16 protein-coding genes are annotated in these 14,723 nt (G+C 63.5%); 8 read left to right on the top strand and 8 right to left on the bottom strand.

The genetic code is table 11. From position 1 onward, the window contains the following. Positions 1-18: 18 nt before the first annotated feature. Positions 19-1,869, top strand: coding sequence for a glycoside hydrolase family 15 protein (locus ACIP90_RS13210; RefSeq protein ID WP_400579777.1), 1,851 nt, complete (start codon positions 19-21; stop codon positions 1,867-1,869). Here the strand turns inward: ACIP90_RS13210 and ACIP90_RS13205 are convergent. Together ACIP90_RS13205 and ACIP90_RS13200 are read right to left on the bottom strand one after the other, a co-directional pair. Beyond that, positions 1,840-2,577: a hypothetical protein gene (locus ACIP90_RS13205; RefSeq protein ID WP_400579776.1), complete on the bottom strand. Its 738-nt coding sequence runs from the start codon at positions 2,575-2,577 to the stop codon at positions 1,840-1,842. The two genes, ACIP90_RS13210 and ACIP90_RS13205, sit on opposite strands and share 30 nt — an antisense overlap. Before the next feature lie 201 nt (positions 2,578-2,778). After that, positions 2,779-3,156 carry a MarR family winged helix-turn-helix transcriptional regulator gene (locus ACIP90_RS13200; protein ID WP_400579775.1) on the bottom strand — a complete coding sequence of 126 codons (378 nt, stop codon included), beginning with the start codon at positions 3,154-3,156 and terminating at the stop codon, positions 2,779-2,781. A gap of 97 nt (positions 3,157-3,253) precedes the next feature. Here ACIP90_RS13200 and ACIP90_RS13195 point away from each other — a divergent pair, with 97 nt between their 5' ends. Continuing rightward, positions 3,254-4,705, top strand: a complete 1,452-nt coding sequence (locus ACIP90_RS13195) for an MFS transporter (protein WP_400579774.1) — start codon at positions 3,254-3,256, stop codon at positions 4,703-4,705. Positions 4,706-4,888: 183 nt separating this feature from the next. Here ACIP90_RS13195 and ACIP90_RS13190 read toward each other — a convergent pair whose 3' ends face one another. The 3 genes from ACIP90_RS13190 to ACIP90_RS13180 all read right to left on the bottom strand — a co-directional run bounded on the left by ACIP90_RS13190 (position 4,889) and on the right by ACIP90_RS13180 (position 6,408). After that, on the bottom strand, positions 4,889-5,044 hold the full coding sequence (locus ACIP90_RS13190) for a hypothetical protein (protein ID WP_400579773.1): 156 nt from the start codon (positions 5,042-5,044) through the stop codon (positions 4,889-4,891). Beyond that, positions 5,041-5,166: a hypothetical protein gene (locus tag ACIP90_RS13185; protein WP_276208573.1), complete on the bottom strand. Its 126-nt coding sequence runs from the start codon at positions 5,164-5,166 to the stop codon at positions 5,041-5,043. Before ACIP90_RS13185 ends, ACIP90_RS13190 begins: the two co-directional genes overlap by 4 nt. A 393-nt stretch (positions 5,167-5,559) precedes the next feature. After that, a complete protein-coding gene (locus ACIP90_RS13180; RefSeq protein ID WP_400579772.1) occupies positions 5,560-6,408 on the bottom strand; it encodes an esterase/lipase family protein in 849 nt (282 codons plus the stop codon). Between the two features lie 381 nt (positions 6,409-6,789). Between ACIP90_RS13180 and ACIP90_RS13175 the strand changes: the two genes are divergently transcribed. Then, positions 6,790-7,572 (top strand): GntR family transcriptional regulator, encoded by a 783-nt coding sequence (locus tag ACIP90_RS13175; RefSeq protein ID WP_400579771.1) that lies wholly within the window; start codon positions 6,790-6,792, stop codon positions 7,570-7,572. Between the two features lie 222 nt (positions 7,573-7,794). Further along, positions 7,795-8,202 carry an ester cyclase gene (locus tag ACIP90_RS13170; protein WP_400579770.1) on the top strand — a complete coding sequence of 136 codons (408 nt, stop codon included), beginning with the start codon at positions 7,795-7,797 and terminating at the stop codon, positions 8,200-8,202. Positions 8,203-8,486: 284 nt separating this feature from the next. On the opposite strand, the gene ACIP90_RS13165 is transcribed toward ACIP90_RS13170, so the two are convergent. Then, the gene (locus tag ACIP90_RS13165) at positions 8,487-9,521 is read right to left on the bottom strand and encodes a Gfo/Idh/MocA family protein (protein WP_400579769.1); all 1,035 of its coding nucleotides are present in this window, start codon (positions 9,519-9,521) and stop codon (positions 8,487-8,489) included. A 74-nt stretch (positions 9,522-9,595) separates the two neighbouring features. On the opposite strand from ACIP90_RS13165, the gene ACIP90_RS13160 reads away from it, so the two are divergent. From ACIP90_RS13160 to ACIP90_RS13150, 3 genes are all read left to right on the top strand, one after another. Continuing rightward, positions 9,596-10,177 (top strand): GNAT family N-acetyltransferase, encoded by a 582-nt coding sequence (locus tag ACIP90_RS13160; RefSeq protein WP_400579768.1) that lies wholly within the window; start codon positions 9,596-9,598, stop codon positions 10,175-10,177. 202 nt (positions 10,178-10,379) lie between these two features. Further along, positions 10,380-10,820 carry a hypothetical protein gene (locus ACIP90_RS13155; RefSeq protein ID WP_400579767.1) on the top strand — a complete coding sequence of 147 codons (441 nt, stop codon included), beginning with the start codon at positions 10,380-10,382 and terminating at the stop codon, positions 10,818-10,820. 190 nt (positions 10,821-11,010) lie between these two features. Continuing rightward, positions 11,011-11,376 (top strand): hypothetical protein, encoded by a 366-nt coding sequence (locus ACIP90_RS13150; RefSeq protein ID WP_400579766.1) that lies wholly within the window; start codon positions 11,011-11,013, stop codon positions 11,374-11,376. 114 nt (positions 11,377-11,490) lie between these two features. On the opposite strand, the gene ACIP90_RS13145 is transcribed toward ACIP90_RS13150, so the two are convergent. After that, complete coding sequence (locus ACIP90_RS13145) at positions 11,491-12,750, bottom strand: S8 family serine peptidase (RefSeq protein WP_400579765.1); 1,260 nt, start codon at positions 12,748-12,750, stop codon at positions 11,491-11,493. Positions 12,751-12,898: 148 nt separating this feature from the next. Then, a complete protein-coding gene (locus ACIP90_RS13140; RefSeq protein ID WP_400579764.1) occupies positions 12,899-13,507 on the bottom strand; it encodes a TetR/AcrR family transcriptional regulator in 609 nt (202 codons plus the stop codon). Positions 13,508-13,540: 33 nt separating this feature from the next. On the opposite strand from ACIP90_RS13140, the gene ACIP90_RS13135 reads away from it, so the two are divergent. After that, the gene (locus ACIP90_RS13135; protein WP_400579763.1) at positions 13,541-14,605 is read left to right on the top strand and encodes a DMT family transporter; all 1,065 of its coding nucleotides are present in this window, start codon (positions 13,541-13,543) and stop codon (positions 14,603-14,605) included. Positions 14,606-14,723: the final 118 nt, after the last annotated feature.

The following is a 14,723-nucleotide window of genomic DNA, read 5'->3' as shown; positions in this document are numbered from 1 at the left end:
GAAGAAGGTGCACGCACAATGGACGCAGCCGCAACGTCCGCCCTGTCCGAGTACGGGCTGCTGGGCGACACGCGCACGGCTGCCCTGGTCTCGGCCGGCGGGAGCATCGACTGGCTCTGCGCGCCCGCCTTCGACGGTGAACCGGTCTTTGGTGCCCTGCTCGGCGGGCCGGAAGCGGGAACCTTCCGGGCGGGTCCCGCGCTGCCTTCCCGGCCCCTCGTCCGCCGCTACCGCGAGCACACCGCCACGCTCGAGACGGTGTGGTCCACGGACGGCGGCACGCTGTCGCTGACCGAAGCCATGGTGGCGGAGGTATCGGGGCGGCTCATGCCCGCCACTCTCCTCATCCGGCGGCTGGTGGCCGAGGGCGCACCGGCGGAGGCCGTCGTCGAGCTTGACCCCCGCCTCGGCGAGGGCCACCGCCGTCCCCGCGTCCGGCCCGGGAAGCACCTGGTCTGCGAATGGGGCCCGCTGGCCCTGTCGCTCGGCTGCAGCGGCGGGCTGAGGACCACGCCGGGTACGACGGCGGCAATCACCGTTATGCCCGGCCGCCCGGTTGTGCTGGTGCTCGCCGTGGCCTACGCGGAGCCGCTCATCTGGGTGGACCCCGAATCCGCGTGGGAGCTGGTGGAGGCCGACGAATCGCGCTGGCGGGACTGGGCGGCAGGCTTCAGCCAGGACATCCCGTTCCGCGAACCTATCTTGCGGAGCCTGCTGACCCTGAAACTGCTGACCTATTCCCCCTCGGGCGCACCGGTCGCGGCGCCCACCACGTCGCTGCCTGAGGACGCCGGAGGCGTGCGGAACTGGGACTACAGGTATGCCTGGCCCCGGGATGCCAGCATCGGCATCGGCGCTTTCCTCGGGGTGGGCAAGGACAGCGAGGCCCTCAACTTCCTGAACTGGCTGCTGCATGCCAGCAGGCTGGAACGGCCCCGGCTTCCGGCCCTGCTGACGTTGACGGGCGGGCACGTCCCCCGCGAACGCACCTTGGAGGACTGGCCCGGCTACCGTGGCAGCACCCCGGTGAGGGTGGGCAACGGGGCGGCGCACCAGCATCAGCTTGACGGCTACGGCTGGGTCCTCGACGCCGTCTGGAACCTTGTGCGGCAGGGGCACCCTCTGAATTCGGAGACATGGCGGGCGATGCGGGGCTTTGCCGACCTCGTGGCGCGGCGCTGGCAGGAGCCGGACGCCGGCATCTGGGAGATCCGAGCGGACGCGGCACAGCACGTGCACTCCAAGGTGATGGGCTGGCTCGCCCTGGACCGGGCACTGCGCATCGCCCGGACCCATCCGGTCGGCAGGCGGCGGCAGCGGAGGTGGGATGCAGCGAGGAACAGCCTCGCCGCCGAGGTCAGGACCCGGGGCTTCGATCCTGCCAGGAACACCTACACCCGCTCCTACGGATCCGCGGACCTCGACTCAGCGCTGCTCATCCTCCCAGTGACCGGCTTCGAGGAACCGGACTCGGCACGTCTGCGGGGAACTGTTGATGCTGTCTGGACGGAGCTGTCGGCGGGTTACCCCTTCCTCTACCGTTACCCGCCGGGGCAGGACGGGCTGCCCGGGGATGAGGGCGCCTTCCTGCCCTGCTCGTTCTGGCTCGCCCAGGCTCTCGCCCTGACGGGACGGGCTTCAGAGGCCGCGGAACTGTTTGGAGCCCTCCTGGCGACCGCGGGTCCAATGGGCCTGTTCAGCGAGGAGATCGACCCTGCCACCGGCGCCTTTCTCGGAAACTATCCGCAGGCCCTGACGCATGCCTCGCTGGTTCAGGCGGCCCTGGCCCTGCGCGACGCGGCGGAGGGGCTGGCGGCAGGCCGAGGTGCTGTTGGAAGGCTAGGGCTGGACGACATTCACGAGTTCTGACCGGCTGCCGGTTTCCAGGTCCTCGGTCAGGACCAGCGCACCGACCTCGGGGCAGTGATATTTATGCTCGCGGGCATTCTTTTCGAGCGGAGTCCAGTCGTAGACCTTGACGCAGCCGGTGTACGTTCCTGATTTCGTGGAGACGGTCTCGCCGGTGGCGACGGTGTCCCGTATGTCTTCGGCATGGCCAACGTAGAATTCCTGTTTGTAGGAGTCGCCGACGCGCTGCTCGGCTTTCATCCAGATGCCGGCTTTTGCGCCGTCTTTGCCATGGAGAAAGCTGCCGGAATGGTGCAGCAGCATGCCGTTCCAGTAGTTGTTCACGTCCTCGCCGAAGTACCACACGTCGCCGTTTTTGTGCTGCGCCAGGTAATCCCGGGTTTCCTCCACGAGCTGCCCGTTCTTGTATTCCTTATCCAGATAGACCACCGTCTCAACGCCCTCTATCATCTTGGTCTCCGGCAGGATTTCGATTTCAATCCTTTCGGTGACACGTCCCTGCTGAGTGGTTTCGTACGTCATTTTCTTGCCGACAGGGAGGCTGAAGTATTGATTGGTGATGTTGGTGCTGAAATCGGCAGGGTTGACCTGCGGGTTGTATTCCGCGGCCCTGCTCCTTTTGGTGCTGTCGAAGAAAAACAGTGCGGCGCCGCCGGCCACCAGCAGCACGGCAACCACAGCAATGAATATTTTGCTTCGCGGATTCATGACCTTTCCCACTCCTCCTGAGTAGAAATTCCTGCATTGGGTCAGAGCACCGTTGCTTGCCCGTGGCCATAGGCAAAAGGTACTCCGGTCCGCCCTGAACCTGAACACCTCCGATGAACTCCACGCAGCAACACAGAATGGAGCGACGGGGCAGACGCACGGCAGGATGTCGCGGCGGGTCAGGGTTACTTCGCGGAACCCTTAGGCCAGGTTTTCCTTGAGGAGCGCGCGGTGTTCGACGGCGGCGGCCCGGTGGAGCTTGCGGCCCGCCTCTGTGAGCTCTAGGTACAGCGAACGGCGGTCGTCTGCGCAGGATTGGCGGGTCAGCAATCCGGCCTTTTCCAGCCTGTCCACGACCTTCGAGACGGCGCTCTGGCTCATGGGTGTCCGTTCACCAAGTTCCTTCATCCGGCACGTTGCCTTGCTGTTCTCCGCCACAAGGTCCAGAATCTCGAACTCGTTCAGGCCGATGTCGAACTTGGCCTCCAGCGTCCGGTCAAGGGCGCACGAAGTGCGGAAGTATGCGTCCTGGATGCTGCGCCATTGCTCAACCAGCAGGCGGTCCGTCGTTGATGCCATGCACTGATTCTAGGCGACAGCCGAACTGAAGTCGACGTCATAATATTCCCTGTCATATTCCTTGTCATTGAATGACGTGTCATATAGATTGGCGGACATGACATCACCCACCGCCCTCGAACGCACCGCCGAACCAATCGCCACGGCCGTCCGCTGGACCCGGGCCCAGTGGCTCCTGCTGATGGTTGTCTGCACCGTCCTTGCCCTCGACGGGCTGGATGTGTCCATGGTGGGCGTGGCCCTGCCGTCCATCGGACACGAACTGAACCTTGGCACGGACGCCCTCCAGTGGATTGTCTCCGCGTACGTGCTTGGCTACGGAAGCCTGCTGCTTCTGGGCGGACGGCTCGCGGATCTCCTGGGTCGCCGCCGCATCTTCCTCATCGCTCTCTCGGTCTTCGCCGCCGCTTCCCTGTTGGGTGGGCTCGTGAATGACCCCGCAATCCTCATCGCCACGAGATTCGTGAAGGGCCTGGCGGCTGCCTTCACCGCCCCCACGGGCTTCTCCATCATCACCACAAACTTCGCCGAGGGCCGCGAGCGCAACAAGGCGCTCTCCATCTTCACGACGTTCGGCGCCAGCGGCTTCTCCCTGGGGCTCGTCGTCGGCGGCCTCATGACCAGCCTGAGCTGGCGCTGGACATTCCTGGTCTCCGTGCCGATCGCTGTGCTGGTGGTCATCCTGGGCGCCCGCTTCATCCCGCGCGATACGCCCGATGCCACAGACAGCGGTCACGATATCTGGGGCGCCGTCACCCTGGCGCTGGGCATGCTGGGACTCGTGTACACGCTGGTGTCCGCACCGGAACAGGGGTGGGGATCTGTGGCAACAATCGCCGGGTTCATCATCTCTGCCGCAGTCCTGGGAGCCTTCGCCGTGATCGAGAAAAAAGTCCGGCACCCGCTCATCCGTTTTGGCATCCTGCGCGAGGGCTGGGTGGCGCGCGCCAACCTCAGTGCGATTGGACTCTTCGGCTCCTACCTCAGCTTCCAGTTCATCGTGACGCTCTTCCTGCAATCCGTGCTGGGGTGGAGCCCGCTGGGGATGGCCCTGGCCCTGCTGCCGGCCGGCCTGATCGTCGCCACCAGCGCGCCGTTCGCGGACCGCCTGATCAACGTGTTCGGCGCCACGCGGCTGATCCTGACAGGTCTGGTCTCCCTGGCCCTCGGCTACGTGTTGTTCCTCCGGGTGGGCATCACGCCCAACTACGCCCTGGACATCCTGCCCTCGATCATCCTGCTGGGCATCGGCTTTGCCCTGGCCTTCCCGTCCATCAACGTCCAGGCGACCGCGGGCATCAAGGACTCGGAACAGGGACTGGCAGCCGGGCTCATCCAGACCAGCACGCAGGTGGGCGCCGCTTTGGTCCTGGCAGTAACCACGGCCATGGTCAGCGGAGGACACTCGGACAGCGGCACGGCCCCAAGTGCCGCGGCCATGCTTGAGCAGTACAGGCCCGGCTTGGTGCTGAGCGCCGCCGTCGCGATCGCTGCGCTGCTGGTTGCGGCTTCACCTGCCCGACGGCGGACAGTGGCCCTGGCCACTTAGGGCGTGTAACTTCCGTGCGCCGGCCGGCGGCTGGCCGTCTCCGGGGTGGTCACCGCCAGGCTGTTGAAGGCATTGTTTACCGGCAGTACCGGTGCCGCATTGCCTGGCGGGACCTTCCGGCGGAGTACGGTCGACGGTGTTGAACAGGCACCGGCGCTTCGCGCCACGTGCTGACCGCCGGATTCACTCGCCGCGGTAACGGGCAAGTGCTTCCCTGTAGACGGCCGCCGTTTCGTGGTCGCCCCTGTCCGTGTACTTGGCAATGATGTTCGCCAGGTCGCGTTGGATGACCCAAAGCGCGTCATGCGGTTCACGAGAACGGGGAACGTAGTCGTTCATGATTTCCCACCCCCTTGCGCCTCTTCACGCTCCAGCAGATACCGCAGAAATGCCGCTTGGTTGTCGATTTCACGCTGTTTGCGCGGGGAAACCCAGTCCAGCAATTCTTGGTTGTCAGCCATGATGTTCACTCCTTCCAAGTTATGAATTGATGCTCGCCCCGTTCGGGCAAGATCGGCGAAAGGTTCAGTCAAGATCGGCGAAGATCTTCGGTGGCAGTTTTTGAGCCGGACGAATACGGCATTGAGGGTGCGCTTTTCCTCCAGTGGAGGCGTCTTCTTCAATAAGCCAGTAGCACCTGTTAGCTGGGCTTCCGCGCCGTCCGGTTCTACAAATTGCTCACATTGATTCAAACCCTGTCTACGGCGACCAGGCCCGTTCCAAGGTGTTCGTAGACTCAGGCCAGATAGGCCGAAGAGGGCGGCCCTGGTGGACCGCCCTCTTCTTATTCCCGCACCGCCCCATTTGGCCGCCTGATTATGAATTCAGAGGTTGGGACACGCCTGACCGACAAGCTAGATGCAGCGCGGCTGGTATGCCGGATCAGCGGGGCCGGATGCCCTACCCAGTGCGTGGGCCACAATCTGGTGCACCACGGGGTCGTTCGGCGTCTGGTCATGTTCGAAGGGATCTGCCGGGCATTTGTCCTGGATGGTGATATTGGTGACCTGCCGTGCCGGACCGTTCAGGAACTGGCTGTTGTAGGGAATGACCACTTCGTCGTAGACCGTGGAGATGACGGTGTAGGAAGGTCCCGCAACGGTGTCGCCGATGGAGTTGAGCTTCTGCATGAAAACCGAGCCAGCCTGCTGGTCGGCGCAGGCGGCGCAGCCCAGGCCTGGGTAGTCCGGATCCGGCACAAAGCCTGGCGGCGGGACTATCACACCTTCCGTGCCGTGGTTGGAGGGTGCGATGCCAATGAGCTGATGGACATGTTTGGCTCCGCCGAGAAAGCCCATGTAGTAGCGGGGCATCATGCCGCCTTGGCTGTGGCCCACAAGATTCACTTTCTTTGCGCCGGTGGCAGCACGGACCGCATCCACGAACGGGGCGAGTTCCTGGGCTGATTCGGCCACGGGCGCGGTGGCATACACGCCGTTCGTCTCGCCGTAATTGAGGGCGAAGACGCAGTACCCGGCGCTCTTGAGGTACGGCGACAGGGTGGACCAGTTCTTCACCATGCTCTCGAAGGTTCCAGGCACCAGAATGACCGGATAAGGGTGCTCTGCGGTTGGTTTGCAGGACCAGTCGTTGGCTCCCGGTGGGGAAATCTCAACGGCATCAGCTTGGGCGGGAGCCGCGGCCAGGGACCCGGCAAGGACGGTGGCTGCGGCGATGGACAGGGTCTTGGTGAGCAGTGACATAGAAACCTCTTTGTTCATGTGTCAGCGGGCTGGGCCCAGCAGTTACCTTGTTCTTCGGGCTAACCAGGGTTGCCCGGGGTACTCAAATGTAGGCAGCCCGGAGGCCCATGTGGCCTCGGGTGCACGGATGTGCGCGGAGAACGGCCGCCTGCTGACGTCCCCTCCCCCTCGGCGAAACCTTGCGTTTCCCCTGTTCGTTACTGGCGAGTAGGTTTTGGTTCGGGCGTCCAAGCCAGAAAGAACGGCCCGACACGCCTGCACAAACGTTCATGGCCGGGACGGCTAAGAGGGGAATCTCCAGCACCCGCCACCTTGTCCAACAAGCATGTAGCACGTGGAGTAGGCTGGAATTCCGCGAACAACACGCAAGCGAGGCATAACGTGCACGAGGACGCCGCCAAGTTCCTGTCCCAGCCGGTGGAGGCCCAGCCCGGCTCGCCGCTCCGGGTTGCCGTCTACTCCCGGATCGCCGAGGCCATCCGCAACAACCTGCTCACCCCCGGCTCCATGCTCCCCACCGAGACCGACCTCGGCACGGACATGAAGGTCAGCCGCACCGTGGTCCGCGAAGCCTTGATGCTGCTCGAGGAGGACGGCCTCATCCGGGCCCGCCGCGGCGTCGGCCGGTTCGTCTCCGACACCCTCCCCCGCATCGGCATCGAACGGATCCGCCCCTTCGAGGAAGTCCTCGGCGGCCCCGGACAGCACCTCGAAATCAAACGCATCCAGCGGGAGCGGCAGCCCGCCTCCGAATTCGTCGCCCCGGGTGTCGGCGTCGAGCCCGGCGCCGACGTCTGGCTCTGGGAATCGGTCCTGATCCGCGACGGCGAAGCCATCGCCCACCTGCAGGAGAACATCTCCGCCGGGCCGCTCAGTATCGGCAAAGCCTCCCCCGCGCCTTTGGAGATCGACGACGACGGCGGCGCCACGCTGCTCGCGGCCCTCAACTCCCGCTTCGGCCGGGTAATGGGACCCGGCGAATGCCAGATCAGCCTCAGCCAGGTGGGGCCGAGCCGGGCCAAGCTGCTCGACCTACGGGCTTCGGATCCGGTCCTCGTTCTGACACAGTACGTCAGACACGCGAACCGGCCCTTCTACCTGGCCAAGTGCCTGATCGCGGCACGCGCCGGGCACCTCTCCGTGATGCAGTCGCTCCAGTCCTGAGCCGACCCGACCAACTGCGAAGGGCCCGCTAAAGGGAACTAGTTCGTGGGCGCTCGCGACCATCCAGCTCTTGCCAAGGCCTAGTCTCCAGGGTGTCCTTGCACGGCTAGCCAGGGCCCCTTCTATTTGGGAGCACGGGTGCGGGACAATCTCCCTACAGCGCCCTCGTAAGGTTAGTGCTGGGATGCCTGAAGGGTCCATGAGGTAAAGGAGTGGATAAGCATGTCCGAAGAAAACAAGGCCCTCGCGCGTCGTTCTTGGGAAGCCCCGACTAACCCGGACATCGTCGACGAGGTGTACTCCACCGATCTCGTCTGGCACGAGCCCGATCGAGAGATCCGGGGCCCCGAGGAAGCCAAGCAGTTTATCGCCACGTTCAAAGCCGCTTTCCCCGACATGAACGTAACCGTGGAGGACGAGCTAGCCGAAGCGGATAAGGTCTCCACCCGCTGGACAATTCGCGGCACCCACCAGGGAGAGATCGAAGAGTTTGGCCCTCCCACCGGGAAGCAAATAGAACTAAAAGGCATCTCCATCAGCCGCATCGAAGGAGGCAAGATAGTCGAGGAGTGGAATAGCTACGACAATCTGGGCGTGATGCAGCAACTTGGGCTCGTTCCCGAAAAGTAGCACGAGTCAGGTCCAAGGCTGGGCGCCGCCACCAGGCGTAGAAGTCCTCGGCGGCCCCGGCCAGCAGCCAAGTGGGGCCGAGCCGGCAAAGCTGCTCGACCTGCGGCTTCGGATCCGGTCCTCGTGCTGACACAGTACGTCAAGGATGCGAACCGGCCCTTCTACCTGGCCAAGTACCTCATCGCGGCACGCGCGGGGCGACGGGATCAACGGAATCGTGCAGCCATCGGGAAAGCCGAAGACCGGCTTTGCGGTCGGCGTCTCCGGCTCGAGCCGCGAAATCTTCAGCTAACGCCTGGGCCAGCGCCAGAATGTGGTCTCGGTTCCGGCGCCCCCTCTTGTTTCCGCGCTGCCCTGTCGAGAGCTTCCAACACCCGTGCGTTGCTTGCCGCGTCCGTGAGATCGTAGCGGAGCGGCGTACCGTTTAGGACGCTGTCGGCGAAGTGTTCACCCATCCGAACGAAGTGGTTTGCGCCCTTGACCTGGTGATAGATCGTGTCCTTCCCGAAGTGATGCTCCTCCAGGACCGAATTCTCCTCCAAGAGGCTGAAAGGACTGTCGAGGTAGAGCCGGCCGTCAGTGCCCGTGATCTCCAGAAAGTTGCGGCGCTCCAAGTTAACTCCGGTATCAAAAAGCGCTGTTGCCCCACCGGGAAAGCGCAGCATGCCCGCGATGCTGGTGTCGATTCGGCCTCCGTCGTTGGCGTCGCGATAGTTGCCATAGGCCGCCACCCCAGCCGGCTCCTGCCCCGTGACCATCCGGCTCACGTTGACACAATAGCCACCCGTATCGAAAAGTGAGCCGCCGCCGAGCGCGGAATACCAGCGGATGTTGTCGTCCCCGCCTGCATCGAACGTGTGAGCGACGTGGACAAATGTCAGTTCGCCCACCGCGCGGGCCGCGAGCAGCTCTTGCAGCTTCTCGAAACGCGGATGAAAACGGTACATAAAGCCTTCCAGGACTTTGAGCCCGGTCTCGTCCGCTTTGCGCGTTATCTCCGCGCACTCCTCGGCGCTCATCGCCAGAGGCTTTTCACAGAGGACGTGTTTGCCCGCGTCCAAGGATTTTAGAATCCACTCGAGGTGCAGTGCGTTCGGCAGCGGAATGTAGACAGCGTCGATGTCCGGGGAAGTGAGCAGCGCTTCATAGGAGCCAAATGCCTGGGGGATGCCGTGCTTGTCGGCGTACTCCCTGGCCTTTTCCTCGGCGCGGGAAGCAATACCTACGACCTCACCGTTTTTCGTTTCCTGCAACGCCGGAATCGTCTTGCGGACGATGCGGGCGCCGCCCAGGACGCCCCAACGCAATTTCTCGCTCATTGAACTCTCCTTTTTAGCGTATGAGGATGAATCGTATGAATGTACCCTCGCTCTACCAAGGAGATGAGGCTCGCGTGATCGAAGTCCTGCCCGCGACCGCCGATCGCTTTGACGATCTCCACCCCATCCTGGCCCCGAAGAACCCCGACACCCCGGCCTGCTGGTGCCTCAGCTACCGCATCCCGAACTCGGACTACCGAGAGCTCGTCGGCCCGGAGCGACCGGCGCGGCTGCGTCGCTTCGCCGAAGAGGGCAACCCTCCGGGGGTTATCGCGTACGTCGACGGCGAGCCCGCAGGCTGGTGCTCGGCGAGCCCCCGATCCAGTCATCACCGGTTGCAACGCTCGCGCACGATCCCGACCGTCGACGACGTACCGGTCTGGAGCATTATCTGCTTTGTCATCCGGCCCTCGTTCCGGCGCCAGGGCCTGGCCCGTGAGCTGCTGGCCGGCGCGATCCGGTACGCCCGCGAACGCGGTGTCCCCGCCCTCGAGGCATACCCTCTCGACCCGCAGGGCGGCCGAGTCAGTTCGGCGTTCGCCTACGTGGGTACCACCGACCTCTTCGAATCTATGGGCTTCGAGCGCGTCGTAAAGACAAGTTCGAAGTCGGGCTCCATGACGCGCTGGTTGATGCGCCTGCAACTGGGAGGGTAGCGTCTCCGGACGCGTGCCACCCACCACCTCATCGCGATCTCGCGGCAGTACCGTCTGCTACCGCTGGTTCTCAACCACCACGGGCGCACCATTACTAGCGACCACATCTGCGTCGGCCCTGCCCGAAGCAGCTGGGTCGTCCCTGAATCCATCCCTTGCCTGCCTAGCGACGCTGATGTAGAGATCAGATAGGAGGTCAGTCATGGACATTGGTCAGGTCATCGAGCAGTACCATTCGGGATTACACGTGTTTGCCGTGGGCGATCCGGAGCCGATCAAGGCAATGTACGCGAGGAGCGAGGACGTGCTGCTAGCGAATCCCTTCGGCGGCTCCTCGCGCGGCTGGGATGCGGTTTCACAGGCGCTCGACTTCGCTTCATCAAACTTCCGCGATGGCATGCCAGTTCGGTTTGAAGAAGTTACCCGTTACGTTGGCGCAGATCTCGTTACACTGTTCGAGCACGAGCATTGGGAGACCAAGGTCGGCGGTCGACATGGATCTTGTGCAGACCTCGTGCGGGTTCGCTGCTTACAGAAGGCGTCCTCTGAGCGAAGGTTCTCCCCCTTGGTAGCGCTCAATTTGAGCTGCTATCTTTCCGGTTCAAGCATCAAAAATAACCTCCATGCGTCACCCCTGATCTGATCCAGCCTCAACTGGGCATCAAAGTCCTGGAGCTTCCCTCTTGCTTCACAAGTGATCGCGCTACTGTTCGTGTACTGCAGCTCGCAGTTGTCCTCGTTGATAACCAGCTTTCCCTGCCAGTCGCTGTCACGGATAATCCGTTCCACGTCGCCCGCGTCATACCCTGGCCTTCAGGCCCCGACCACTGCCGGTGCAGGGACGGGCAAGGCGCCGTCACAGCCGGGCAGGGAAGGAATGCCGTGGCCTGAACGATCCGCCCCGTCCTTCGCGGCACATCCCCGAGCTTGAAGCCCTCAGGAACGGCAAGGTCGTCTGCTGCACGGAGCATCTCATTGGTTCTAGCCGCCTCCAGAAAACCGCTGGCAACCACGAAGGCGGTAATCAGCAGCACCGTTGCACCGCTCAGGATCAAGGCAAACCGACGCTTCTTCAAGCTATTGAAGACAAGTGCAATAACGCCGACAACAACGGTGACCAAATCGAGAAAAGGATCATTGGGAAGTTTACGGTGAAGCTGGGGTATTCCATGCTGTCCTTCGAGACGGTGGTTGCCTAATAGTAGGCATCCCATTTGTCCCAAGCTCCTCGCTTTAGCATCAGTGCTGCCGGACTTGCCGCAAAAAATACTCCGCCAGTTTTACTGGCGGAGTATTTTGGCGGAGTATTCCGGCTAAGGGCAGTCACCAGCGACGGCTTCGCAGGCGTTCACGCGGCCGTGCTCCCAGAGGGTGCCCGTTCCATCAATATTGTCAGCGGTGGATTGGACTTTTTCGCGGACTGTTGAGTTTGCGGTGCCGGCAGGCGTGTTCCAGACCAGGGCGGCAACGCCGGCGACAATCGGTGCGGCCATTGAGGTGCCGCTGCCAATGTCATAACCCGTGGACCGGCCGTTCTGCGTGCCCAGGACGAAGGGGTGGTTCGGGAAAGTCGAGTAAACATTAACACCCGGCGCCGCGATATCCACCCATCTGCCGTAGGTCGAGAAGGACGCTTTGACGTCCCTGTTGTCGGTCGCAGCCACGGCAATAACGTTGGAATACGCGCCCGGGTAGATCTTGGCCTGGGTGCCGGCATTGCCGGCCGCGGCTACCATCACCACGCCTCGCTTCCACGCATTGTTGACGGCAGTCTCGAGGGTCCGTGATGAAACGCGCTGTCCGAGGCTCATATTGATGACCTTGGCGCCCTTTTCCACCGCCCAGTTGATGCCATTGGCAATGGCTGAGCTGGAGCCTACCCCGCTGCTGTTGAGCACTTTGGCATCCAGGATGGTGCAGTCCGGGCATACACCTGCGACACCGATGGAGTTGTGGGTGGCGGCAACAATACCGGCAACGTGCGTGCCGTGACCGTATTTGTCGTAGTCCTCGGGGTTGACGATTTTCGTATCGCTGAAGTTGGCCCTTGCCACGACCTTGTCCGAGATGTCGTCGTGGTCGATTGCCACACCTGAATCGACGATGGCGACCCGGGTACCGCTTCCTCTCGTGGTGGGCCACGCTTCGACGGCGTCCACATCAGCGTCCTTGGTGCCCCCGTCCACGGTCAGCGTGCCGGCTGTGTTGGTGAATGACTGACCCTCGTTCTGCAGAGCGTACTGGCTTTTGAAATACTCGTCAGCTGTAGCGGCAGTAACCAGCTCGTCCCGCTCGGCGTACTCAACGGCCGGGTTCCGGGTTAAGGCCTCAATGAGCTGAGATTCCTTGCCAGCCGGCACCTTTATGAGGTGAGCGCCGGTGCTGCCGATTCCAGCGCCCTCGCTGAGGCCATTCTGGCGTAGCACGCCGCCGGCCGCGCCGCTGTCGCGGAACTTCACGATGATCTGCCCCGTGATGGATGACTGAGGCGCCGCGTTGCCCGGGGCTGCCACGGTGAGTGCGCCGAGCCCCATGGCCACCGCGGCGACGCTGGCTGTAACGATCTTTTTCATAAAGAGCATCTTGCTTCAATCTGCACCAGCTAGATAGGGCTGTCGCCAAATTACATGGCCGGTGACGTGACCGCGGACTGGATCCTGCCTTTGCAGTCAGTTGGGCGACACGCGTCCCGCCCTGACAGGGCGCTAAGACGCCAGGAGGCTAGCTGGTGGCGAGCAGTCGCGCTGCTGCGTCTCGCCCTACCGCGAAGGGCTGGGGGAAGGTACCCATTCCCATTGTCACGAGCCCGCCCTCGTACAGAAGCATCAGCGAGTCGGCTGTCTGGGCAGGATCAGCAACGGACGCTTCCCTGCACAGCTGCTCGAGTAGGTCTCTCAACCATTTCTTTTGGCGGATGGCTTCCGCCGCGATGGGGTTCTTCGGGTCATCCGTCTCGGCCCGCGCGTTGATCGCGCAACACCCTTTGTCGCTGTTGTCGATGGCCCACCGCCCGGAGATGTCGAAGATCGCGAGGATCCGCTCTGTGCCGCCTGCGGGTACCTGCGCGAGTTCATTGTCGAGGTACTCGCGCCACCGGGCGTCCCGCCGTCGGAGATAGGCCACCGCCAGCGCCTCTTTCGAACCGAACTGGTCGTACAGGGTCTTCTTGGTTACGCCGGCCGCCGCGGCGATCGTGTCCACCCCTACCGCGTGGATGCCTTCCCGATAGAACAGCTCAGACGCGGCGCGCAGAACCCTTTCGGCTCCCTTCGTGTATTTGGGCAGCTCAGTCGTGTCCCGGGGCTGCTCCTCACGGCGATCTTTCACCATGCATCTACTATACCGTTCTGTATACTAATTGGCATGAGTAAACAGAACGGTATACCTCAGCGCATCGTCCTGATCGGAGCTTCCGTCGCGTTCGTTCTCAGTTGGAGTTCCGGTTTTCTCGTAGCCAAGATCGGCACCGCCGGCGCCCCGGCGCTTACTGTCGTCTTCTGGCGATTCCTCATTGTCGTGGTGATCCTGGCGCTCGCCGTCGCCGGAACCGCCCTCCGGGCCAGCATCACCCGTCGTCGGGTGGCTGGCGCCGGTTCGAAAGGCCGGCCCGGGAGTCCCTCCCGCGGCTCAGTCCTTCCCCGCGCGGACCTTCCCGGCTGGCGCGACATCCGCCCCCATCTCGTCATCGGATTCTTCGCCCAATTCGGCTACGTCGTGCCTATCTACCTGGCCATCGCCGCCGGCGTCTCGTCGGGGACCACCGCGCTCATCGATGCCATCCAGCCCCTTGTCATCGCCACCCTCGTGGGACCGCTCCTCGGGCTCCGCGTGCGTGCCCTCCAATGGCTCGGCCTGGTGTTCGGCGCCAGTGGCGTCGCCCTGATCGTGGCTTCGGACGCATCCGCAGTGGCGTCTCCAGGCCCCGCGTATCTGCTCCCGCTCGTCGCCCTCGCGAGCCTCGTCGCGGCCACATTCCTGGAGCGCCGCACCTCGGCACGCCTCGGTGTCTTTGCCACCCTGTCCACGCATGCCGCCGTCACTCTCGTCGCGGTCGCCCTGCTCGGGTCCCTCGCCGGAACCCTAGCCCCGCCGGCCACCCCTGAATTCTGGATCTCCACCCTGGTGATCGCGATCGTCCCCACCCTCATCGCCTACGCCCTGTACTGGTTCCTCCTCCGCCGGATCGGCATCACCGCGCTCAATGCCCTCCTCTTCCTGGTCGCCCCGACCACAGCTGTAGCCGGGGCTTTCCTGTTCGCGGAACCGTTCACTCCCGCCACCCTCGCCGGCTTGATCCTCGGGTCCGCCGCCATCGCTCTGGTCCTGCGGCCCGAGCGTTCCCCGGCGCATTCCCCCAGCACTTCTTCCGCCGATTCGGTCGACGCCGATTTCCAGACAGGCGAAGCGGCTTCTTCACCAACCCGGTGAAGAAGCCAAGCGGACGGGCTGCTCCACCAACGGAAGGACGCCCAGGCCAGCAGCACGGTCAGGGCCGCAGTCAGCCCGATGCGGAGCGGCAACTCCCGGACTCACAGTTTTATCGCGC

Origin of the sequence: Arthrobacter sp. NPDC093139 (assembly GCF_044754165.1) — a bacterium.
GTDB lineage: Bacteria > Actinomycetota > Actinomycetes > Actinomycetales > Micrococcaceae > Arthrobacter.
Note: the sequence above shows the minus strand (reverse complement) of the source record. Positions and strands in the feature narration are given on the sequence as shown.

Bases quoted from the DNA above. Each gene is read 5' to 3' on its own strand.
- ACIP90_RS13210 (WP_400579777.1), top strand. From the start codon at position 19: ATGGACGCAGCCGCAACGTCCGCCCTGTCCGAGTACGGGCTGCTGGGC.
- ACIP90_RS13205 (WP_400579776.1), bottom strand. From the start codon at position 2,577: ATGAATCCGCGAAGCAAAATATTCATTGCTGTGGTTGCCGTGCTGCTG.
- ACIP90_RS13200 (WP_400579775.1), bottom strand. From the start codon at position 3,156: ATGGCATCAACGACGGACCGCCTGCTGGTTGAGCAATGGCGCAGCATC.
- ACIP90_RS13195 (WP_400579774.1), top strand. From the start codon at position 3,254: ATGACATCACCCACCGCCCTCGAACGCACCGCCGAACCAATCGCCACG.
- ACIP90_RS13190 (WP_400579773.1), bottom strand. From the start codon at position 5,044: ATGAACGACTACGTTCCCCGTTCTCGTGAACCGCATGACGCGCTTTGG.
- ACIP90_RS13185 (WP_276208573.1), bottom strand. From the start codon at position 5,166: ATGGCTGACAACCAAGAATTGCTGGACTGGGTTTCCCCGCGCAAACAG.
- ACIP90_RS13180 (WP_400579772.1), bottom strand. From the start codon at position 6,408: ATGTCACTGCTCACCAAGACCCTGTCCATCGCCGCAGCCACCGTCCTT.
- ACIP90_RS13170 (WP_400579770.1), top strand. From the start codon at position 7,795: ATGTCCGAAGAAAACAAGGCCCTCGCGCGTCGTTCTTGGGAAGCCCCG.
- ACIP90_RS13165 (WP_400579769.1), bottom strand. From the start codon at position 9,521: ATGAGCGAGAAATTGCGTTGGGGCGTCCTGGGCGGCGCCCGCATCGTC.
- ACIP90_RS13155 (WP_400579767.1), top strand. From the start codon at position 10,380: ATGGACATTGGTCAGGTCATCGAGCAGTACCATTCGGGATTACACGTG.
- ACIP90_RS13145 (WP_400579765.1), bottom strand. From the start codon at position 12,750: ATGAAAAAGATCGTTACAGCCAGCGTCGCCGCGGTGGCCATGGGGCTC.
- ACIP90_RS13140 (WP_400579764.1), bottom strand. From the start codon at position 13,507: ATGGTGAAAGATCGCCGTGAGGAGCAGCCCCGGGACACGACTGAGCTG.
- ACIP90_RS13135 (WP_400579763.1), top strand. From the start codon at position 13,541: ATGAGTAAACAGAACGGTATACCTCAGCGCATCGTCCTGATCGGAGCT.